The following is an 18,445-nucleotide window of genomic DNA, read 5'->3' as shown; positions in this document are numbered from 1 at the left end:
GCCGGGGTGCAGGGCCCCGGCGCTGTCAGGGCTCAGAAACGCAGCCTGTCGTACCAGTTCTCGTAGACCGCGGTCGGTGCCACTTCCACGCGGAAGCGGCTGGCGTCCTGGGCCTCGCCCCAGAGGAACAGGTGGTCCTTCCAGGCGCCGTCGGGCCAGATCTTCAGGTAGTAGTCGCGCCCGGGCAGCGGGCGTTGCCCGCTGTAGTCGATGAACGCCACCTGGTCGCCATCCTTCAGGCATTGCCCCTGGTCGTTGTCGATCTGCACGCGCAGGTGCCGCGAGGGCTTCCCGGCTGCCGGGTAGTAGCCGTACTTGCCGGCGCCGTGTTCGTACCAGGTGAGGAAGTGGCCCGGGTAGGCGCGGGATTCCAGGGTCACGTAGTCGCCGTTGCGCACGCAGAAGCTGGCGAAGTGGTCCCAGGCATTGAGGCTGAAGGTGCTGGCGTCGTCGCGGCCATTGCCGGTGACGGTGACCCAGTGGGTGGCCTTGGCACCGGTGCGCAGGGCGTTGCCGTTGTCCAGGCTGCGCAGCACCACGCGGGCGTAGCGGTTGTCTGTGGGCTTGTAGGCCTGCTGCGGCGTGCGCTGCGGGTCGGCGTAGGTGAAGGCGGCCACCGGGTAGTGGTCGGAGTAGTCCTGGTAGTGCCAGGTGTTGACCCCGTCGCTGGCGCTCCAGCGCGGAGAGGGGATGTCCAGCGCCTGGTTGTGCCAGTAGGACACCTGGCCATGGCGGCTGGAGACCAGGATGTAGTCGAGGTACTCCGGCGGGTTGGTCGGCGCCTTGCCGGGGCCGTTGTCCTTGTAGGGGTACTGGTAGCCGGTCACGCCGTTGCGCCGGGTGTCCCAGGTGGCGGGGGCGCCGGCGTAGCTGTCCGGTTCGCGCAGCTCCAGCTGGGCCAGCACGCGCGGGTACTCGGCGCTGCCGCGCACGACGTTGAGGTCGCCGCCGACGAACAGCACTTCGTTCGCGGGGATGTTCTGCCGGTCGATGAAGGCGCGCATTTCCCGGAACTGGCTTTCCCGTACCGCTTGCCCACCATCGGGGCAGGCGGCGTCGGCGGCCTGGGTGTGGGTGGCGATGACGTGGAAGGGGCGCTCGCCGCGCAGCACCTTGACGTAGACGAAGCCCTTGTTGGCCAGGGCGTCGGCGCCACAGGCGTCGCGGTAGAGGTATTGCACCCGGCGCACGATGGGCCAGCGGCTGACGATGGCCACGCCGCCGTCCTCGGGCTTGGCGGCGGGGTTGCCGGTGCTCTCGTCCCAGCCGCTGGTGGCGCGGCCCAATACCGGGGTCTGGTGCGGGTAGCGGTCCTTCAGGCCGCTCAGCAGGATGTCGGAGGCGGCGTTGTCGAACAGTTCGTTGAAGATCACCAGGTCGCGGCCTTCCATATAGCCGGCCCGGGTCATCAGGCGCGCGCGCTCCGGGTTGTTCCAGCTGAACGTGAATGGCAGCGGCGTGAGGAAGAAGGCGTTGTGGGTCAGCAGGTTGTAGGCATCGGGCCGGGGGTCAGGAGCGGCCGGGGTTTGGGTGGGGGTGAGGAGGGCGAAGAGGGTGAGCATCGTCCAGGTGATGCGAGTGGTCATTGTCATCTGCATGTCCGAGATGAGTGGATGCTGAGGGTGGTGAGAGGCCACCACCCGATGGCGGACCAGTTACTGCTGTCCTTGATTTCCTTGTAGAAAACCTCAGCTGTTTTACAGCGATGTGTCACGGCGGGCCTCCCGTGCGGGAGGCCCGTTCCAGGGGTGAATCACTCGAAGAGGAAGTGCTCGCTCTGCAGGCCCATCACCGACTTCGTCGGCTTGAGCATCGCGCTGGCGTGGCCCTTGGCGCGGGGCAGCAGGCGGTCGAAGTAGAAGGCGCTGGTGGCCAGCTTGGCGCGGTAGAAGTCCTCGGACTCGGCGCCGCCTTCGCGCAGGCGACGCCGGGCGGCGGCTTCCTGCAGGGCCCAGGCGTAGGCGAGGGCGGCGTAGCCGGAGTACATGAGGAAGTCGTGGCTCGCGGTGCCCACCAGGTCGCGGTCCTTGCGGGCGCGCAGGGCGATGCGCAGGGTCAGGACGTTCCACTGGCCGGCGAGCTTGAGCAGGGTCAGTGCGCGGCCGCGCATGGCCGGCTCGGTCTTCAGCAGGTCGAGGGCCAGGCGCGCCACCTGGCCGCTGAAGTCGCGCACGGCCTTGCCCTGGGTCATCAGCAGCACCTTGCGGCCGAGCAGGTCGAGGGCCTGGATGCCGGTGGTGCCTTCGTAGAGGGTGGCGATGCGCGCGTCGCGGACGATCTGCTCCATGCCGTGCTCGCGGATGTAGCCATGGCCGCCGAACACTTGCATGCCGAGGTTGGCGCTCTCCAGGCCCAGTTCGGTGAGGCACCCCTTGAGGATGGGGGTGAGGAAGCCGAGCTTGTCGTCCCAGTGCTCGTACTTGGCGGTGTCGTTCTGCAGGATGCCTTCGATCATGCGGTCGGCGTACTGGGTGGCCAGGTAGACCAGGGCGCGGCCGCCCTCGGCCACGGCCTTCTGGGTCAGCAGCATGCGGCGCACGTCGCCGTGGTGCATCAGCACGTCGGCCACCTCGCCCGGCTCCTTGGTGCCGGAGAGGGCGCGCATGGAGCGGCGCTCGCGGGCATAGGCCAGGGCGCCCTGGTAGGCCAGTTCGGCGGTGGCGACGCCCTGGATGGCGGTGCCGATGCGGGCGCTGTTCATGAAGGTGAACATGCATTCCAGGCCCTTGTTCGGCGGGCCGATGAGGTAGCCGGTGGCGCCGTCGAAGTTCATCACGCAGGTGGCCGAGGCCTTGATGCCCATCTTCTTCTCCAGTGCGCCGCAGCTGACGCCGTTGCGCGGGCCGAGGCCGCCGTCGGCGCCGGGAAGGAACTTGGGCACGATGAACAGGGAGATGCCGCGGGTGCCCTTGGGGGCGTCGGGCAGGCGGGCGAGGACGATGTGGATGATGTTCTCGGTGAGGTCGTGCTCGCCCGAGGAGATGAAGATCTTGGTGCCGGTGAGGGCGTAGCTGCCGTCGGCGTTGGCTTCGGCGCGGGTCTTCACCTGGCCCAGGTCGGTGCCGCACTGGGGCTCGGTGAGGCACATGGTGCCGGCCCAGCGGCCTTCGGTGAGGGGTGTCAGGTAGGTGCGTTTCTGCTCCTCGGTGCCGTGCTGCATGAGGGTGTTCATGGCGCCGAGGGACAGGCCCGGGTACATGGAGAAGGGCCAGTTGGCGGTGCCGAGCATTTCCTGCTTGAGGGCGCCAAGGCTCATGGGCAGGCCCTGGCCGCCGTATTCCACCGGGTGCGAGAGGCCCTGCCAGCCGCCGGCGACGTAGGCGTCGTAGGCATCCTTGTAGCCCTTGGGCGTGCGTACCTCGCCGTTCTCCAGGTGGCAGCCTTCCTCGTCGCCTGAGTGGTAGAGCGGGGCGATGACTTCCTCGCAGAGCTTCGCGCACTCGCCGAGGATGGCCTCGACCATGTCCGGCGTGGCCTCGCCGCCATTGGCCAAAGCCTGGTAGTGGGCGGGGAAGTCGAAGACCTCGTTGAGCAGGAAGCGGGTGTCGCGCAGGGGCGCCTTGTAGCTGGGCATCGGTGAACCTCGGAACGCAGGTGGCAGACCCGCCGATTTATACGGCGCCCTTGCCGGCGCGGCCTTGGCAGCGATAACGGAGGCCTCTGGCAGTTCGGACAATGCCGCGCCGATCCCCGATTGCCATTGACGCCGGATTGATGCGGGTATATACACGCATCCATGATCACGACCCGATGCCTGTGCACGCGACTGCGTCGCGCCAGCCGCAACCTGACCCGCATCTACGACGACGCCCTGGAGAGCGTCGGGATCAACGTCGCCCAGTATTCGCTGCTGAACAACCTGCAGCGCCTCGACCAGCCGAGCATCACCGAGCTGGCCGAGGCGCTGGGGCTGGATCGCAGCACCCTCGGGCGCAACCTGCGGGTGCTGGAGGGCAGGGGCCTGGTGCGCATGGGCGAGGGCGAGGACCAGCGCAACCGGCTGGTGGCCCTGACTGCCGAAGGCCAGGGCTGCGTCGCGGCGGCGTTGCAGGCCTGGGAGGGGGTGCAGGCGCGGATGACCGAGCGCCTGGGCGATGAGCGACGCGACGCGCTGATGGCGCTCCTGGGCGAACTGGAAACCCTGGACTGATTTTTTCGCGATAACGCGGGTATATACCCGCAGAGGACCTTCTATGACTTCCGTATGGCGCACGAGTGGCTGGATTCTCCAGGGGGCGTCACTGATCCTCGCCCTGTCCCTGGGCATCCGCCACGGCTTCGGCCTGTTCCTGGCCCCGATGAGTGCCGAGTTCGGCTGGGGGCGCGAGGTGTTCGCCTTCGCCATCGCCCTGCAGAACCTGATCTGGGGCCTGGCCCAACCGGTGACCGGTGCCATCGCCGACCGCTTCGGGGCGATGAAGACGGTGATCATCGGCGGTGTGCTCTACGCCGTCGGGCTGGTGCTGATGGGCTACTCCCACTCGCCGCTGGGGCTGTCGCTGAGCGCGGGCCTGCTGATCGGCATCGGCCTGTCGGGCACCTCGTTCTCGGTGATCCTCGGTGTGGTCGGCCGCGCGGTGCCGGCGGAGAAGCGCAGCATGGCCATGGGCATCGCCGCGGCTGCCGGCTCCTTCGGTCAGTTCGCCATGCTGCCGGGCACCCTCGGGCTGATCGGCTGGCTGGGCTGGTCCTCGGCGCTGCTGGCGCTGGGGTTGCTGGTGGCGCTGATCGTGCCGCTGGCGGGAATGCTCAAGGACAATCCGCTGCCGGTGGCCGCCCATGAGCAGACCCTGGGCGAGGCGCTGCGCGAGGCGTCCGGCCACTCCGGCTTCTGGCTGCTGGCGCTGGGTTTCTTCGTCTGCGGCTTCCAGGTGGTGTTCATCGGCGTGCACCTGCCGGCCTACCTGGTGGACCAGCACCTGCCGGCCCAGGTGGGCACCACGGTGCTGGCGCTGGTGGGGCTGTTCAACGTGTTCGGCACCTACATCGCCGGCTGGCTCGGCGGGCGCCTGTCCAAGCCGCGCCTGCTCACCGCGCTCTACCTGTTGCGGGCGGTGGTGATCGTCGCCTTCGTCTACTCGCCGTTGAGCATCTGGAGCGCCTACGCCTTCGGCATCGCCATGGGGCTGCTGTGGCTCTCCACGGTGCCGCTGACCAACGGCACCGTGGCCACCCTGTTCGGCGTGCGCAACCTGTCGATGCTCGGTGGTATCGTCTTCCTCTTCCACCAGCTCGGCGCCTTCCTCGGCGGCTGGCTGGGCGGCTACCTCTATGACCACACGGGCAGCTACGACATGGTCTGGCAGATTTCCATCCTCCTCAGCCTGGTGGCGGCGGCGCTGAACTGGCCGGTGCGCGAGCGGCCTGTGGCGCGGCTGCAGGCGCTGGCATGAGCCTGCGCCTGGGGTTGGCCTTCGGTGCCGGGGCGGCGCTGTTGCTGGCGCTCGCCTGGTGGGGCTGGCAGCGCGGTGGCCTGGCGCTGCTGCAGCTGAACATGAGCCTCTGCTGATTGCCGCAGGGGAGCGGTGGGCGTAGCCTTTCGTCATTGCCCCTGCCTCGCGGAGCGTTCGATGAAATCCTTCTATCTATTGCCGTTCCTGGCGCTGGTCGCCGCCCCCGTGCTGGCCGCCGAGTGCCCGCCGTTGCTCCAGCACTCGATGCAGCAGCTGCGCTCGAAGGAAACCATCGACCTCTGCCAGCGTTTCGCCGGCAAGCCGCTGGTGGTGGTCAATACCGCCAGCCACTGCGGTTTCACCCCGCAGTTCAAGGGCCTGGAGGCGCTCTACCAGCGCTACAAGGACGACGGCCTGGAAGTGCTCGGCGTGCCTTCCGACGACTTCAAGCAGGAGGCCGACGACAACGCCGAGACGGCCAAGGTCTGCTACGTGAACTACGGCGTGACCTTCGCCATGACCCAGCCACAACACGTCACCGGGGACGAGGCGACGCCGCTGTACCGCGACCTGATCGCGCAATCCGGGCAGAGCCCGCGCTGGAACTTCTACAAGTACGTGGTGGATCGCCAGGGCAAGGTGATCGCGCATTTCTCCAGCCTCACCAAGCCGGACGACGAGGACCTGGTGAAAGCGGTGGAGCAGGCCCTGGCCAGCAAGCCGCTGTGAGGGACTGCCTGCTCCGGTGAGGCTGTTCGCGGCACCCGGGGCACGCGAAAGTTCCGTGGTGCCGGATAAATATTTCTGAATATTTCGGCTGGTTCCGGTTTCCCGGCCTGGCTCGTGATACCTTCCCGCGCCTTACTTTTTGCCCAACCATGGAGTTACCCATGTCGATCAAGGAACTGATCCTGGCCGGCCTCATCGCCGCTGCCATTCCTTGCGCATTCGCCGCGAAACCCGAAGCCCCCGTCGAAGACACCGCCGCCGCCACCCAGGTGGAAGAGGACGGCGAGGCCACCATCGAGGAAAACGGCGAGTCGATGTCCGAGGAGGAGTTCCTCGCCAGCCTGAACTTCCAGCAGGGCAAGGTGGTGATCGGCGACAACCTCGCCACCCTCGATATTCCCGAGCAGTTCGTCTTCCTCGCCGGCGAGGACGCCGAGCGCGTGCTGACCGACGCCTGGGGCAACCCGCCGGACGAGGTCCTGCCGCTGGGCATGATCCTGCCCAAGGGCATCTCGCCGCTGGCCGATGAGTCCTGGGCGGTGACGGTGGAGTACGAGGAGAACGGCTATGTCTCCGACGAAGACGCCGCCGATATCGACTACGCCGAAATGCTCGACGACATGAAGGAAGAGGCGAAGGCCGATAACAAGTGGCGCGCCGAGAACGGCTACGAGGCCGTCGAGCTGATCGGCTGGGCCGCCCAGCCGCGCTATGACGCCGACGGCCGCAAGCTGCACTGGGCCAAGGAGCTGAAGTTCGGCGACGCCGAGACCCACACCCTGAACTACAACATCCGCGTGCTGGGCCGCAAGGGCGTGCTGGTGCTGAACTTCATCGCCAACATGGACCAGCTGCCGACCATCGAGCAGAACCTGCCGGCGGTGCTGGCCATGACCGAGTTCAACCCGGGCAACCGCTACGCCGACTTCGACCCCGAGCTGGACAAGGTCGCGGCCTATGGCCTGGGCGCTCTGATCGCCGGCAAGGTCGCCGCCAAGGCCGGCCTGTTCGCCATGCTCCTGGTGCTGCTGAAGAAGTTCTTCTTCGTGCCCCTGGCCATCGGTGCCTGGATCATCAACCGCATCCGCGGCAAGAAGAAGGAAGCACCCACCGAGGCCCAGCCCCAGCCGACCCCGGAGCCGCAGCCCGTGGTGGTGAGCGAGCCGGCGGCGACGGTGATGGACATGAACAAGGACGACAAGCCCAAGATCGTCGAGTGAATGACGTCCAGTGAATGAAAGAAGCCCGGACCTGTCCGGGCTTTTTATTGGGTGGCTTTCAGGGGGCGCGTGCCTGGCGGCTTTCCCGGGCTGGAGCCCGGGCTACAACTGCGGGGTACGGATGGCGGATACGAAAAAGCCCGGACCAGGTCCGGGCTTTTCACTTGCCGCGACCCGGGATCAGAAGCGGTAGGTCACCTGCGCGCCCAGGCCATGGGCACTGTTCTTGTAGGTGGAGGTGTAGCGGCCCTTGGTGGCGCTGGTCTGGTTCACTTCGGCATCGTCTTCCTTCAGGTAGGAGTAGGCGACGTCGACGGTCCAGTCGTCGCTCGGGCTCCAGGCGGCGCCCAGGCTGAGGATCTTGCGGTCGTCGGTGGGGATGCGCGGCGAGCGGTGCTCGTTGCGGGTCGGGGTCTGGTCGTAGGCCAGGCCGGCGCGCAGGGTCCACTGCGGGTTCAGCTTGTAGGAGGCGCCCACGGCGTAGGACCACACGTCACGCCAGTCCTGTTCCTCGGTGATGGTGCCGATGGGGCCTGCCGAGCCCCCGAGGAGCGCCGGAACCCCCTTGTTGTTGACGGTGATGTCCTTCAGGCGGCTCCAGCGGGTCCAGGTGCTGCCGGCATAGAGGGTCCAGTCGGCGTTCAGGTCATGGGTGACCGAGAAGTCGACGGATTCGGGGGTCTTCAGCTTCAGGGAGGCGTCGTACTCGTTGCCGGAGAAGGGGCCGAAGCCGGTGCCGGAAATCTGGGTATCGCCTTTGAGCTTGTAGTCGACCATCGAGTGGTAGGTCAGGCCGAAGCGGGTGCTGGGGGTGGCTTCGAACAGCACGCCGACGTTGTAGCCCAGTGCGGTGTCGTCGCCCTTGACCTTGACCTTGCCGTCGTTGCGGCCGGGGGTGCCGGCGTTGAGGGTGGCGGAGGTCAGCTCGCCGTCGATGCGGTTGATGGTCGGGCCGAAGCCGACGGAGAGCTGGTCGGTGATCTTGTAGCTGATGGTCGGTTGCAGGGTGATCACGCGGACTTCGCTGCGATCGCCGTAGTAGCGGCCCTGGAAGCCGGACTCGTAGTCGGTGATCAGGCCGAAGGGCACGTACATGCCGAGGCCGAAGGTCCATTTGTCATCGATCGGCTTGACGTAGTAGCCCATGGGTACGCCCATGAAGGGGACCATGTCGCCGTCGTTGCTGCCGCCGAAGGTGCCACTGTGGTCGTCGATATCGGTCTTGGCGTCCAGCAGGGCGAGGCCGCCGCTGACCTGCTCGCGCTTGAGGCGCGACATGCCGGCCGGGTTGCCGAAGACGGTGGTGGCGTCGTCGGCGGACGAGGAACGACCTGCAAAGGCGGTGCCCATGCCGCTGACGCTCTGTTCGTTGATGGCGAAGCCGCCGGCGAGGCTGTAGCTGGATGCAGCGCTGATGGCGATTGCGAGGCTGGTCTTGAAGACTCTTTTGATCACGGGTGACTCCTGGGGACTTTCAGACAGGTGGCGGAAACTATCAGGATTTCCAGACCCCTGCCAGCTTCGGGGAGTTCCCGTAATAGAGCGCTTTATCGGGCTTTATGGCATCAAAATGCCTGCAACTTCGTTGATCGTGCATATTGCCTTGGACGTTCGTTCCTGACTGGTCGGTCAGTGAGCGGATCGCGCCTACGCCACGTTTGCCGCAGGGCCCACCCAGCGTTGCCAGGCATCCAGGTACTGGTGAGGCGTGCCCTGCGGATTGAACACCTGGCGCCAGATGGCGGCCATGCCGATCCAGTCGTCGGCGGCGGGCATCACCAGCACTTCGGTTTCGATCAGCAGCCAGGCGATGGCGGTGGCGTAGCGCAGGTTCACCGTCAGTTCCAGGTGCGGCGCGGCGAGGAAGGCGTGCTGGCTGGCCAGGCCGCGCACCAGGCTGGCGAGTTCCGGGTCGCGCGCCAGGTGCTGGTCCCAGAGGCAGCGGTGGTGTTCCTCGCTGATGTGATAGAGGCCGTAGCCCGCCTGGTCGCCCAGGGCGCTGCCGAGGGCCGACTGGCAGGCCGCGGCACCCAGCAGCAGGGACTCGGCCATGGGCGAGGGGCGCTGCAGGTAGAGCAGGGTAGGGCGGATGACGTGTTCACAGAGGTCGCTGGCGGCTATTCCCATGGTGCCCTCGCGAGAAAGGTGCCGGCGGGACCGGGGGCGTCTGGCAGCTTCTCGTTCTCGGAAAGGGCCCCGCCGGAAGCGGGGTTAGCCGCTCGTTTTGAAGTGTAGTGCGATGAAATCGTTGTAAAGGCCTGTTTTTAAACTGTTTGAGCCGACGTTGGCTGGCGCATATATCCCAGGGTGATTAAAAAATGATCGCTCGCAACCGGCCCGGCATCGCGGATGACGGGCCGGCGTGGCCTTGTGGGCTCAGTCTCCCGTGGCCAGCGGGCGTGCCGGGTCGGTGATCCATTCGCTCCAGGAACCGGCGTAGAGCGGCGCCAGCGGGTAGCCGGCCAGGCTCAGGGCGAACAGGTTGTGGCAGGCGGTGACGCCGGAGCCGCAGTAGGCGACCAGGCCCTCCACCGGCCGCTGGCCGAGGAAGGCGGCGAAGCGCTGGCGCAGGATCTCGGCGGGGAGGAAGCGGCCGTCGGCGCCGAGGTTGTCGGTGAACACCGCGCACTGGGCGCCGGGGATATGGCCGGCCACCGGGTCGATGGGCTCCACCTCGCCCTTGAAGCGGGGCAGGGCGCGGGCATCGAGCAGTGTCAGGTCGTCGGCGCCCAGGCGGCCCTGCAGTTCGTCGGCGCTGCGCAGCAGGCTGGGGTCGGCTGCGCCGCTGAAGCGGCCACGGGGCACCTGGGGCACGGCGACCTCCAGCGGCAGGCCTTCGTCGCGCCAGGCCTTGAGCCCGCCGTCCAGCAGGTACACGCCCTCGCGCTTGCCCAGCCAGGCCAGCAGCCACCAGGCGCGCGCGGCGAAGGCACCGGGGCCGTCGTCATGGAGCACCAGGGTGCTGTCATTGTCGACGCCCCAGCCGCGCAGGCGCTCCACCAGGCGTTCCGGGGCAGGCAGCGGGTGGCGTCCGGTGACGCCCTTTTGCACCACGCCGGAGAGGTCGTGCTCTAGGTCGGCGAAGCGCGCGCCGGGTATATGCCCTTCGGCATAGCTGCGCTGCCCGTAGGCGGGATCGTCGAGGGCGAAGCGGCAATCCAGCACGATCAGGCCCGGTTCTCCCAGGCGGGCTTCCAGTTGCCGGGGGCTGATCAGTTGCGCGAGGGGCATGGCGGTCTCCTGTGTCCAATCGATGACAGTGGGCATCATAGGGACAGCCGCGCGTCACGTCGCGCGGATCGATGAGTGATGGGAGAGCCGTCCATGCCAAGCCTGCAATCCTTCGCCGAGAGCGCCAACCTCGCCCGCCGCATCGGCGTGGTGCTCGGGTCGTTGCTGCTGACACTGTTCTATTGCCTGCTGGTACTGGGGCGTGCCGCCTGCGGGCGTCTCGACCGCGCGCGCGTGGACGCCTACACCCGCGCCTGGTCCCGCGGCCTGCTGCGCCTGGTGCGGGTGCGCCTGTCGGTGCATGGGCAACTGCCTGACTTCAACGACGGCCGTCGCTACCTGATCCTCTGCAACCATTCCAGCCATTACGACATCCCCGCCAGCTTCGTGGCCCTGCCGGGCTCGATCCGCATGCTGGCGAAGCAGGAACTGTCGCGCCTGCCGTTTCTCGGTGCGGCGATGAAGGCGGCCGAGTTCCCCTTCATCGACCGGCACCACCGCGACCGTGCCCTGGCCGACCTGCAGCGGGCGCGGCAGATGATGGAGAGCGGCATCGTGCTGTGGGCGGCGCCGGAAGGCACGCGCTCTAAGGATGGCCAGTTGCAGCGCTTCAAGAAGGGCTGCTTCCACCTGGCGCTGGACACCGACGCGGTCATCGTCCCGGTGGCCATCCGCGGTATCCACCAGGTGCTGCCGGCGCGCACCTGGCGCTTCAACCTCGGCCTGCCGGTGTCGCTGCACGTGGGCGAACCTATCGAAGCCGCACAGTTCGACGTCGAGCGCCTGGACGAGCTGATGGCACGGACCCACGGGCAGATGCAGGCGCTGCTGCACCCGCAGCCGGCACCTGTGGTTCAGGGCGTGCGCGAGACGGTGCCGGCCTGAGTGCCGACGTTACCCCTCCCTGAAATGAAGAAGCCCGCCGTTTGGCGGGCTTTTCGCTGGCAGCGGGGTTCGGTCTCAGTGGATCTTCAGCTTGCCGATGCGGTCGTTGTCCAGGCTGCCGAAGTAGAGGTAGTCGCCCACCGGTTTCACCGAGGTGATCATGCGCAGGTGGGTGCCGCTGGTGTCGTGCAGGCTGCGGATGATCTGGCCGGTCTCGTCGAGGGCGATCACCAGGCCGTACTTCTGCGCCTTGGGCCACAGGGCGCGGGGCAGCTTGGCGATCTGCGCCTTGAGCCAGGGCTGGGTGTGGAGGAAGTCGGCGTCGGCCTTGCGCGGGGAGGGCAGGGCGACCCAGAAGGTGCCCTTGCGGTCGCCCTGGAGGTTGTCCGGCAGGCCCGGCAGGTTGTCGATGAACACATCATGGGTGCCGGCCTTGTCGCCGCTCAGCCAGTAGCGGGTGATGCGGTAGCGGTAGGTCTCGTTGACCAGCACGAAGTCTTCCTTGGCCGAGAGCGCCACGCCGTTGCCGAAGTACAGGTCCTTGAGCAGCACCTCGACCTTGCCGGTGGCCGGGTCGTAGCGCATCAGCCGGCCGTGGGGGCGCGCTTCGAGCAGGTCCAGCAGGTAGTCGGGCTGCTCGAACCTGGCGGAGGCGTCGGTGAAGTAGATGCGCCCGTCGCTGGCGATGTCCAGGTCGTCGGTGAAGCGGAAGGGGCCGCCTTCGGCCTCGGTGGCGAGCACCTTGATCTGGCCCTTGGGGTCGATGCTCAGCAGGCCCTTGTAGGCGTCGCCGACGATCAGGTTGCCCTGGGCGTCGAAGTCCATGCCCAGCGGGCGACCGCCGGTGGTGGCGAAGGTCTCGACCTTGCCGTCGGCGTCGATGCGCACGACGCGGCCGTCATGCAGGCCGGCGTAGACGCGGCCCTGGGCGTCCACGGCGGTGTCCTCGGGGCCGTGGATCTGCCCCTTGGCCAGCAGCTCGGCCTTCATCAGGGTGTCGTTGGGCTCCATCACGCCGGTCATGGGCGGCGCCTTGGGGGCGTCCCAGGCGACGGGGTCGATGGGGCTCTTGGTGATGCCGAGGTAGAGGCCCGCAGCGGCGATGAGCAGGACCAGCAGGCCCAGGAGTTTCTTCATGTCCGATTTCCCTGGAGGAGGGCCCGTCATGGGCCTGGTTATTGTTGGAAGGGCTTTTTAGCAGCCATGGCCCGGCAATGCCAGAAACCCCCTCCGGCTGAATGGTGGGCATGCGGCCTTGTCGCAGTTGACAGCCTTGTAGGGATTTTCGCAGTATCCCGTTCTCGCATTCCCGCACCGAGCTACAGCATGCCCGCCACCTTCGCCTCCCTCGCTTCCGTTCCGGCCCTGCCGGCGCTGGCGTTTGGCGTTGTCGCGGGTAAATCGAAGAAACAGTCGCTCATTTGACCGGGGCGCGCTGTCCCGTCAGATGGGCTGACAGGACAGTGGGCGCGAAGGTCGAAACCTCATCCGCACGAACACTCCCCGCATCCCCTCCGACGGTGACTCTGACGGTCAGCCTGAAGGAGCTTTGCAATGCCTGTGTTTTCTGGAATCTGGGTCGCCCTGGTAACCCCCTTCGCCGATGGCGCCATCGATTTCCCCGCCCTGCGCCGGCTCTCCGCGCACCTGCTGGAGGCGGGCGTCGCCGGCCTGGTGGTGTGCGGCACCACCGGTGAAGCCGCGGCGCTGAGCAAGGCGGAGCAACTCGCGGTGCTCGATGCCCTGCTCGAAACCGTCCCCGGCGAACGCCTGGTGATGGGCCTGGCCGGCAACAACCTGGCGGACGTCCTGGCCCTGCAGCGCGAGGTGCAAAGGCGCCCGGTGGCCGGTCTGCTGGTGCCCGCGCCCTATTACATACGGCCTTCGCAGCCCGGGCTGCTGGCCTGGTTCGGTGCCATCGCCGACGGTGCCGAGGTGCCGGTGATCCTCTACGACATCCCCTACCGCACCGGCGTGCGCCTGGAGCTGGAGACCCTGCGCGAGCTGGCCCGGCACCCGCGCATCGTGGCGATCAAGGATTGCGGCGGCGAGATCGACAAGACCCAGGCGCTGATCGCCGACGGCCAGCTCGACGTGCTGGCGGGGGAGGACGCGCAGATCTTCGCCACCCTCTGCCACGGCGGCAGCGGTGCCATCGCGGCTTCCGCGCACATCCATCCCGAGCGCTTCGTGGCCATGGCAGAGCGGGTCGCGGCGGCTGACCTGGAGGGCGCCCGGGCGATCTTCGGCGAGCTGCAGCCGCTGATCCGCCTGGCCTTCGCCGAGCCCAACCCGGCGCCGGTGAAGAGCCTGCTGGCCCTGCGCGGGCTGATCCGCGACGAACTGCGCGCCCCCATGCAACCCAGCTCGCCGGCCTTGCTGCAGCGCCTGCGCAGCGAGCTGGCCTGAGCCGCAGCCGCCCCGCACGGCACGACCGGGTGGGGCGGAAATGGGGTTGCGATATATACTTCGCGCCTCTGAACCGAGGAGAGCCTTGTGGCCATCGATTTTCACTGGATTCGCGACGACGCCGAACTGGCCTCCCATTGCGCCCGCTGGCGCACCCTCAGCTTCGTGGCCCTGGACACCGAGTTCATGCGGGTCGACACCTTCTACCCGAAGGCCGGCCTGGTGCAGGTGGGTGACGGCGACAGCGCCTGGCTCATCGACCCCCTGCTGATCAAGGACTGGCGTCCCTTCGCCGGGCTGCTCGAAGACCCGGCGGTGACCAAGGTGCTGCACGCCTGCAGCGAGGACCTCGAAGTCTTCCTGCGCCTCACCGGCAGCCTGCCGTTGCCGCTGCTGGACACCCAGCTCGCCGCCGGCTACCTGGGCATCGGCTACTCCATGGGCTATTCGCGCCTGGTCCAGGCGGTGCTCGGCATCGACCTGCCCAAGGACGAGACCCGCTCCGACTGGCTGCAGCGCCCGCTCACCGAGATGCAGGAGCGCTACGCCGCCGAGGACGCCATCCACCTCGCCGAGATCTACCGCATCATCGACGAGCGCCTGGACGCCACCAAGCGTGCCTGGGTGCTGGAAGACGGCGCCGAGCTGGTGGCCAACCTGCGCCGTGAAGTGGACCCGTACGACCTTTACCGCGACGCCAAGCTGGGCTGGAAGCTGTCCCGCCAGCAGCTCGCCGTGCTGCGCGAGCTCTACGCCTGGCGCGACATCGAGGCACGCCGCCGCGACCAGCCGCGCAACCGCATCATCCGCGAGCACGCCCTGTGGCCGCTGGCCAAGTTCCAGCCGGACAACCTCGTCGCCCTGGCCCGTGTCGAGGACATGCACCCGCGCACCGTGCGCCAGGACGGCAACACCCTGCTGAAGATGATCCGCGAAGCGGCCGAGCTGCCCCCGGCCGAATGGCCCGAGCCGCTGCCCGAGCCGCTGCCGTCCGAGGCCTCCGCGCTGCTGAAGAAGCTGCGCGCCATCGGCCAGGCCGAGGCCGAGCGCCTGGGCATGGCGCCCGAGCTCATGCTGCGCAAGAAGCACCTGGAAGCCCTGCTCAAGACGGGCTACCCCAACGGCCCCTACAGCCTGCCCGAGGGCTTCAAGGGCTGGCGCCGCGAACTGATGGGCCAGGCGTTGCTCGATGCCCTGGCCGGAGACCACGCCCCATGAAACGCATCTGCTCCATCTACAAGAGCCCGCGCAAGAACGAGATGTACCTCTACGTCGAGAAGCGCGACGCCCTGACCCGTGTCCCCGAAGCCCTGCTGGCCGCCTTCGGCACGCCGCAGCACGCCTTCGACCTGGTGCTCAGCCCCGAGCGCCAGCTGGCCCGCGAGGACATCGGCAAGGTGCTGGAGAACCTCGAGAAGCAGGGCTACCACCTGCAGATGCCGCCGGCTGAAGAGGAATACATCGAGCACCTGCCCGAAGAACTGCTGCGCATGAACGACCCCCTCTGATGAAGGTCCTCCTCGCCGATGAGAAACACCGTCGCCATGCCGAGCTGCTGCACGCCCTGGCCCCCACGCTGGAGACGGCGGGCAGCGACGATGCGGATGAACTCCACAGCCTCGCGGGCGACTGCCCCGTCTGGCTGGGCAGCCCGGATCGCGTGGTCCCGTTGCTGCGAGCGGGCCTGCGGCCGCAGTGGCTGCAATCCAGCTGGGCCGGCATCACCCCGTTGCTGGCCCAGGACCTTGCGCGTGGCTACCGCCTCACCCGCGCCGTCGGCATCTTCGGCCAGGTGATGGCCGAATACGTACTGACCTACGTCCTCGCCCACGAGCGCCAGTTGCTCTCGCGCCTGGCCAGCCAGGTGGAGCGGCGTTGGGATGCGCGCATGCCCAGCAGCCTGGCCGGGCGCCGGGTGCTGATCGTCGGCGCCGGCGATATCGGCCAGAGCGTCGCGCGCTTCCTCGCGCCGTTCGGTGTCGAGCTGCGCGGAATCGCCCGCGAACCCCGTGCGCTTGCGCCCTTCGCCGAGGTGCTGGGGATGGACGCCCTGGCGGAGCAGGCGGCCTGGGCCGACTACCTGATCAACCTGCTGCCGGACACGCCCGCCACCCGCGACGTCTACGACGCCGCGCTGTTCGCCCGCATGCGCCCCGAGGCGCTGTTCATCAACAGCGGGCGCGGTGTCGCGGTGGTAGACGCCGACCTGGTCGCCAGCCTGCAGGCCGGGCACCTGGCCGGTGCGGTGATCGACGTCTGCCGCGAGGAGCCGCTGCCGCCCGCGCACCCGTTCTGGACCGCGCCACGCCTGCTGCTCACCGGCCACAGCTCCGCGCCCACTCTGCCGGAACTGCTGGTGCAGCTGTTCATCGACAACCTCACGCGCTTCCAGGCAGGCCAGCCGCTGCGAGGCGAGGTGGATTTCCAGCGCGGCTATTGAGGCCGACTCAGAGGGCCCTGCACGGTGCCGGCTTTCGTGCTCCCGGCAACACCCTTGGTGGATGAAAGGAGCGTCATCCACCCTACGCCCGGCGGCACCTCAGGTTTCAGCACTCGTATCCCGGCACCGATGGTTTTCGTAGGGTGGACCACGCTTCACCGGTCCACCTTTCGTGCTCCCAGGCAGCATCGTTGGTGGATGAAAAGAGCGTCACCCCCCCTACGCCTGCCGGTTGCCCAGGAGCCCTTGGGGTAGCCGTCCTGCGAATGATTTTCCTTACATGGCGCTGCCGGTCGTCCCGTCGTCGGCGGCGCTTGGCCGGCGGGGTTGGCGCGACTAGACTACCGCGCCCCGTTACCCAGTCAGAGCACCATGGCCGCCAAAGTCGAACCCTTCTGGAAGCGCAAGACCCTCGCACAGCTCGATCAGGAGGAGTGGGAATCCCTCTGCGACGGCTGCGGCCTGTGCTGCCTGCAGAAGCTGGAGGACGAGGACGATGGCGCCGTGTACTACACGCGCATCGCCTGCAAGCTGCTCGACCTGAAGACCTGCCGCTGCACCAACTACCCCAAGCGCCGTGACTTCGTGCCCGACTGCATCCAGCTCACCCCGGCCCAGGCCGATGAGTTCCGCTGGCTGCCGCCCACCTGTGGCTATCGCCTGGTGGCCGAGGGCAAGGACCTGCCGCCCTGGCACCCGCTGGTCTGTGGCGACACCGAGGCGGTGCACAACGCCGGCATCTCCCAGTCCGGGCGCATGGTCAGCGAGACCCAGGTGGCCGAGGACGACTGGGAGGACTACATGATCTTTCGTGCGGGCTAGACGGATAGAACGGCCGCTTGCCGAGTCATAGGGAAATCGCTCCGAGGAAGCCCGACATGTCCAACCGCGCCACCCTGCTGCTGTCCGCCGCCACCCTGCTGTTCTGCGCGCCCCTGCTCGCTGCCAAGCGCAGCGATGTCGACTACCGGGTGCGCTTCCTGCCGGACAGCGACCAGGCCGAGGTGCGCCTGGTGCTGGAAAACGGCGAGAAGGTCCGCAGCCTCGCGTTCGACCTCGGCGACAAGGGCTACTACAGCGATTTCAAGGGCGACGGCCAATGGCAGCAGGCCAGCGCCGAGCGCGGCACCTGGACCCCGGCGGAAGGCAAGGCGACCCTCAGCTACAAGGTGCGCATCACCCATCCCCGTGGCGACGGCAAGTTCGATGCGCGCATGACGCCGGACTGGACGCTGCTGCGGGGCGACGACCTGGTGCCGCCTGCGCGCATCGATCTGGTGGACGGCACCGAGCTGGTGTCGCGCATCCAGTTCGAGCTGCCCAAGGGCTGGAGCACGGTGGAGACCGGCTGGTCCCGCGTGGGCAAGAACCGCTTCCGCATCGACAACCCCGAGCGCCTGTTCGACCGCCCCACCGGCTGGATCATCGCCGGCAAGCTCGGCAGCCGCCGCGCCGAACTCGGCAACACTGACGTCACGGTCGCCGCGCCGATGGGGGAGGGCATGCGCCGCATGGATATCCTCACCCTGCTGACCTTCGTCTGGCCCCACGCCCAGGCGGTGTTCCCGCGCGACCCCGGCAAGCTGCTGATCGTCGGTGCCGGCGACCCGATGTGGCGCGGCGGCCTCTCCGCGCCCAACTCCTTCTTCATGCATGCCGACCGCCCCCTGGTCAGCGAGAACGGCACCAGCTCCCTGGTGCACGAACTGGTGCACGTGTTCAGCCGCATCAAGGACACCGACCAGAGCGACTGGATCAGCGAAGGCATCGCCGAGTTCTATGCCATCGAACTGATGCGCCGCGCCGGCGGCCTCAGCGAGGACCGCTACCACAAGGTCCGCGCCAAGCTGCAGCGCTGGAGCCGCAAGGTCGAGAGCCTGCGTGGCGAGCGGTCCACCGGCCCGGTCACCGCACGCGCGGTGCTGCTGCTGCAGGACCTCGACGAGGAGATCCGCAAGGCCAGCAAGGGCGAGCGCTCCCTGGACGACGTCGCCCGCGGCCTGATGCGCCTGGACAAGGTCAGCACCCGCGACTTCGTGGAGATCGCCGAGAACGTCCTCGGCGGCCAGTCCGATGTGCTCGACACGCCGCTGCTGAAGCTGCCCAAGGGGGCCTGACTTCCGGCGCGGGCCCCGGGC

General features: G+C 67.9%; 17 protein-coding genes. 11 read left to right on the top strand and 6 right to left on the bottom strand.

What is annotated here, in order from left to right; genetic code table 11:
- Positions 1-32: 32 nt before the first annotated feature.
- On the bottom strand, positions 33-1,586 hold the full coding sequence (gene sph / locus ACYJSS_RS25055) for a sphingomyelin phosphodiesterase (RefSeq protein ID WP_236205704.1): 1,554 nt from the start codon (positions 1,584-1,586) through the stop codon (positions 33-35).
- A 167-nt stretch (positions 1,587-1,753) separates the two neighbouring features.
- A complete protein-coding gene (locus ACYJSS_RS25050) occupies positions 1,754-3,574 on the bottom strand; it encodes an acyl-CoA dehydrogenase C-terminal domain-containing protein (protein WP_236205705.1) in 1,821 nt (606 codons plus the stop codon).
- 162 nt (positions 3,575-3,736) lie between these two features.
- Here ACYJSS_RS25050 and ACYJSS_RS25045 point away from each other — a divergent pair, with 162 nt between their 5' ends.
- From ACYJSS_RS25045 to ACYJSS_RS25030, 4 genes are all read left to right on the top strand, one after another.
- Positions 3,737-4,150 carry a MarR family winged helix-turn-helix transcriptional regulator gene (locus ACYJSS_RS25045; RefSeq protein ID WP_111262067.1) on the top strand — a complete coding sequence of 138 codons (414 nt, stop codon included), beginning with the start codon at positions 3,737-3,739 and terminating at the stop codon, positions 4,148-4,150.
- Between the two features lie 43 nt (positions 4,151-4,193).
- Entirely contained in the window at positions 4,194-5,393 is a 1,200-nt protein-coding gene (locus ACYJSS_RS25040) for an MFS transporter (protein WP_236205706.1), read from the top strand.
- A gap of 177 nt (positions 5,394-5,570) precedes the next feature.
- Positions 5,571-6,122 (top strand): glutathione peroxidase, encoded by a 552-nt coding sequence (locus tag ACYJSS_RS25035; RefSeq protein WP_236205707.1) that lies wholly within the window; start codon positions 5,571-5,573, stop codon positions 6,120-6,122.
- Between the two features lie 161 nt (positions 6,123-6,283).
- Positions 6,284-7,342, top strand: coding sequence for a DUF2167 domain-containing protein (locus ACYJSS_RS25030; protein ID WP_236205708.1), 1,059 nt, complete (start codon positions 6,284-6,286; stop codon positions 7,340-7,342).
- Positions 7,343-7,522: 180 nt separating this feature from the next.
- Here the strand turns inward: ACYJSS_RS25030 and ACYJSS_RS25025 are convergent, their stop codons facing one another.
- The 3 genes from ACYJSS_RS25025 to ACYJSS_RS25015 all read right to left on the bottom strand — a co-directional run bounded on the left by ACYJSS_RS25025 (position 7,523) and on the right by ACYJSS_RS25015 (position 10,573).
- Positions 7,523-8,797, bottom strand: coding sequence for an OmpP1/FadL family transporter (locus tag ACYJSS_RS25025; protein ID WP_236205709.1), 1,275 nt, complete (start codon positions 8,795-8,797; stop codon positions 7,523-7,525).
- A 192-nt stretch (positions 8,798-8,989) separates the two neighbouring features.
- Entirely contained in the window at positions 8,990-9,469 is a 480-nt protein-coding gene (locus tag ACYJSS_RS25020) for a hypothetical protein (RefSeq protein WP_236205710.1), read from the bottom strand.
- A gap of 249 nt (positions 9,470-9,718) precedes the next feature.
- Complete coding sequence (locus tag ACYJSS_RS25015) at positions 9,719-10,573, bottom strand: sulfurtransferase (protein WP_236205711.1); 855 nt, start codon at positions 10,571-10,573, stop codon at positions 9,719-9,721.
- A gap of 93 nt (positions 10,574-10,666) precedes the next feature.
- Here ACYJSS_RS25015 and ACYJSS_RS25010 point away from each other — a divergent pair, with 93 nt between their 5' ends.
- Positions 10,667-11,458: a lysophospholipid acyltransferase family protein gene (locus ACYJSS_RS25010; protein ID WP_236205712.1), complete on the top strand. Its 792-nt coding sequence runs from the start codon at positions 10,667-10,669 to the stop codon at positions 11,456-11,458.
- A gap of 75 nt (positions 11,459-11,533) precedes the next feature.
- On the opposite strand, the gene ACYJSS_RS25005 is transcribed toward ACYJSS_RS25010, so the two are convergent.
- Positions 11,534-12,595 (bottom strand): SMP-30/gluconolactonase/LRE family protein, encoded by a 1,062-nt coding sequence (locus ACYJSS_RS25005; protein ID WP_236205713.1) that lies wholly within the window; start codon positions 12,593-12,595, stop codon positions 11,534-11,536.
- A 417-nt stretch (positions 12,596-13,012) separates the two neighbouring features.
- Between ACYJSS_RS25005 and dapA the strand changes: the two genes are divergently transcribed.
- The 6 genes from dapA (at position 13,013) to ACYJSS_RS24975 (ending at position 18,424) form a co-directional block, all read left to right on the top strand.
- Entirely contained in the window at positions 13,013-13,867 is an 855-nt protein-coding gene (gene dapA / locus ACYJSS_RS25000) for a 4-hydroxy-tetrahydrodipicolinate synthase (protein ID WP_236205714.1), read from the top strand.
- 87 nt (positions 13,868-13,954) lie between these two features.
- Positions 13,955-15,085, top strand: coding sequence for a ribonuclease D (gene rnd, locus ACYJSS_RS24995; protein WP_236205715.1), 1,131 nt, complete (start codon positions 13,955-13,957; stop codon positions 15,083-15,085).
- Positions 15,082-15,375, top strand: a complete 294-nt coding sequence (locus ACYJSS_RS24990) for a YcgL domain-containing protein (protein WP_111262078.1) — start codon at positions 15,082-15,084, stop codon at positions 15,373-15,375. Before rnd ends, ACYJSS_RS24990 begins: the two co-directional genes overlap by 4 nt.
- Positions 15,375-16,307: a D-2-hydroxyacid dehydrogenase gene (locus tag ACYJSS_RS24985; protein ID WP_111262079.1), complete on the top strand. Its 933-nt coding sequence runs from the start codon at positions 15,375-15,377 to the stop codon at positions 16,305-16,307. Before ACYJSS_RS24990 ends, ACYJSS_RS24985 begins: the two co-directional genes overlap by 1 nt.
- 372 nt (positions 16,308-16,679) lie before the next feature.
- Positions 16,680-17,129 (top strand): YcgN family cysteine cluster protein, encoded by a 450-nt coding sequence (locus ACYJSS_RS24980; RefSeq protein ID WP_111262080.1) that lies wholly within the window; start codon positions 16,680-16,682, stop codon positions 17,127-17,129.
- Between the two features lie 56 nt (positions 17,130-17,185).
- Positions 17,186-18,424 (top strand): M61 metallopeptidase family protein, encoded by a 1,239-nt coding sequence (locus tag ACYJSS_RS24975; protein WP_236205716.1) that lies wholly within the window; start codon positions 17,186-17,188, stop codon positions 18,422-18,424.
- Positions 18,425-18,445: the final 21 nt, after the last annotated feature.

Source organism: Pseudomonas sp. No.21 (genome assembly GCF_054558415.1).
The sequence above is the reverse complement of the archived record's forward strand: the minus strand, read 5'-3'. Positions and strand labels throughout refer to the sequence as shown.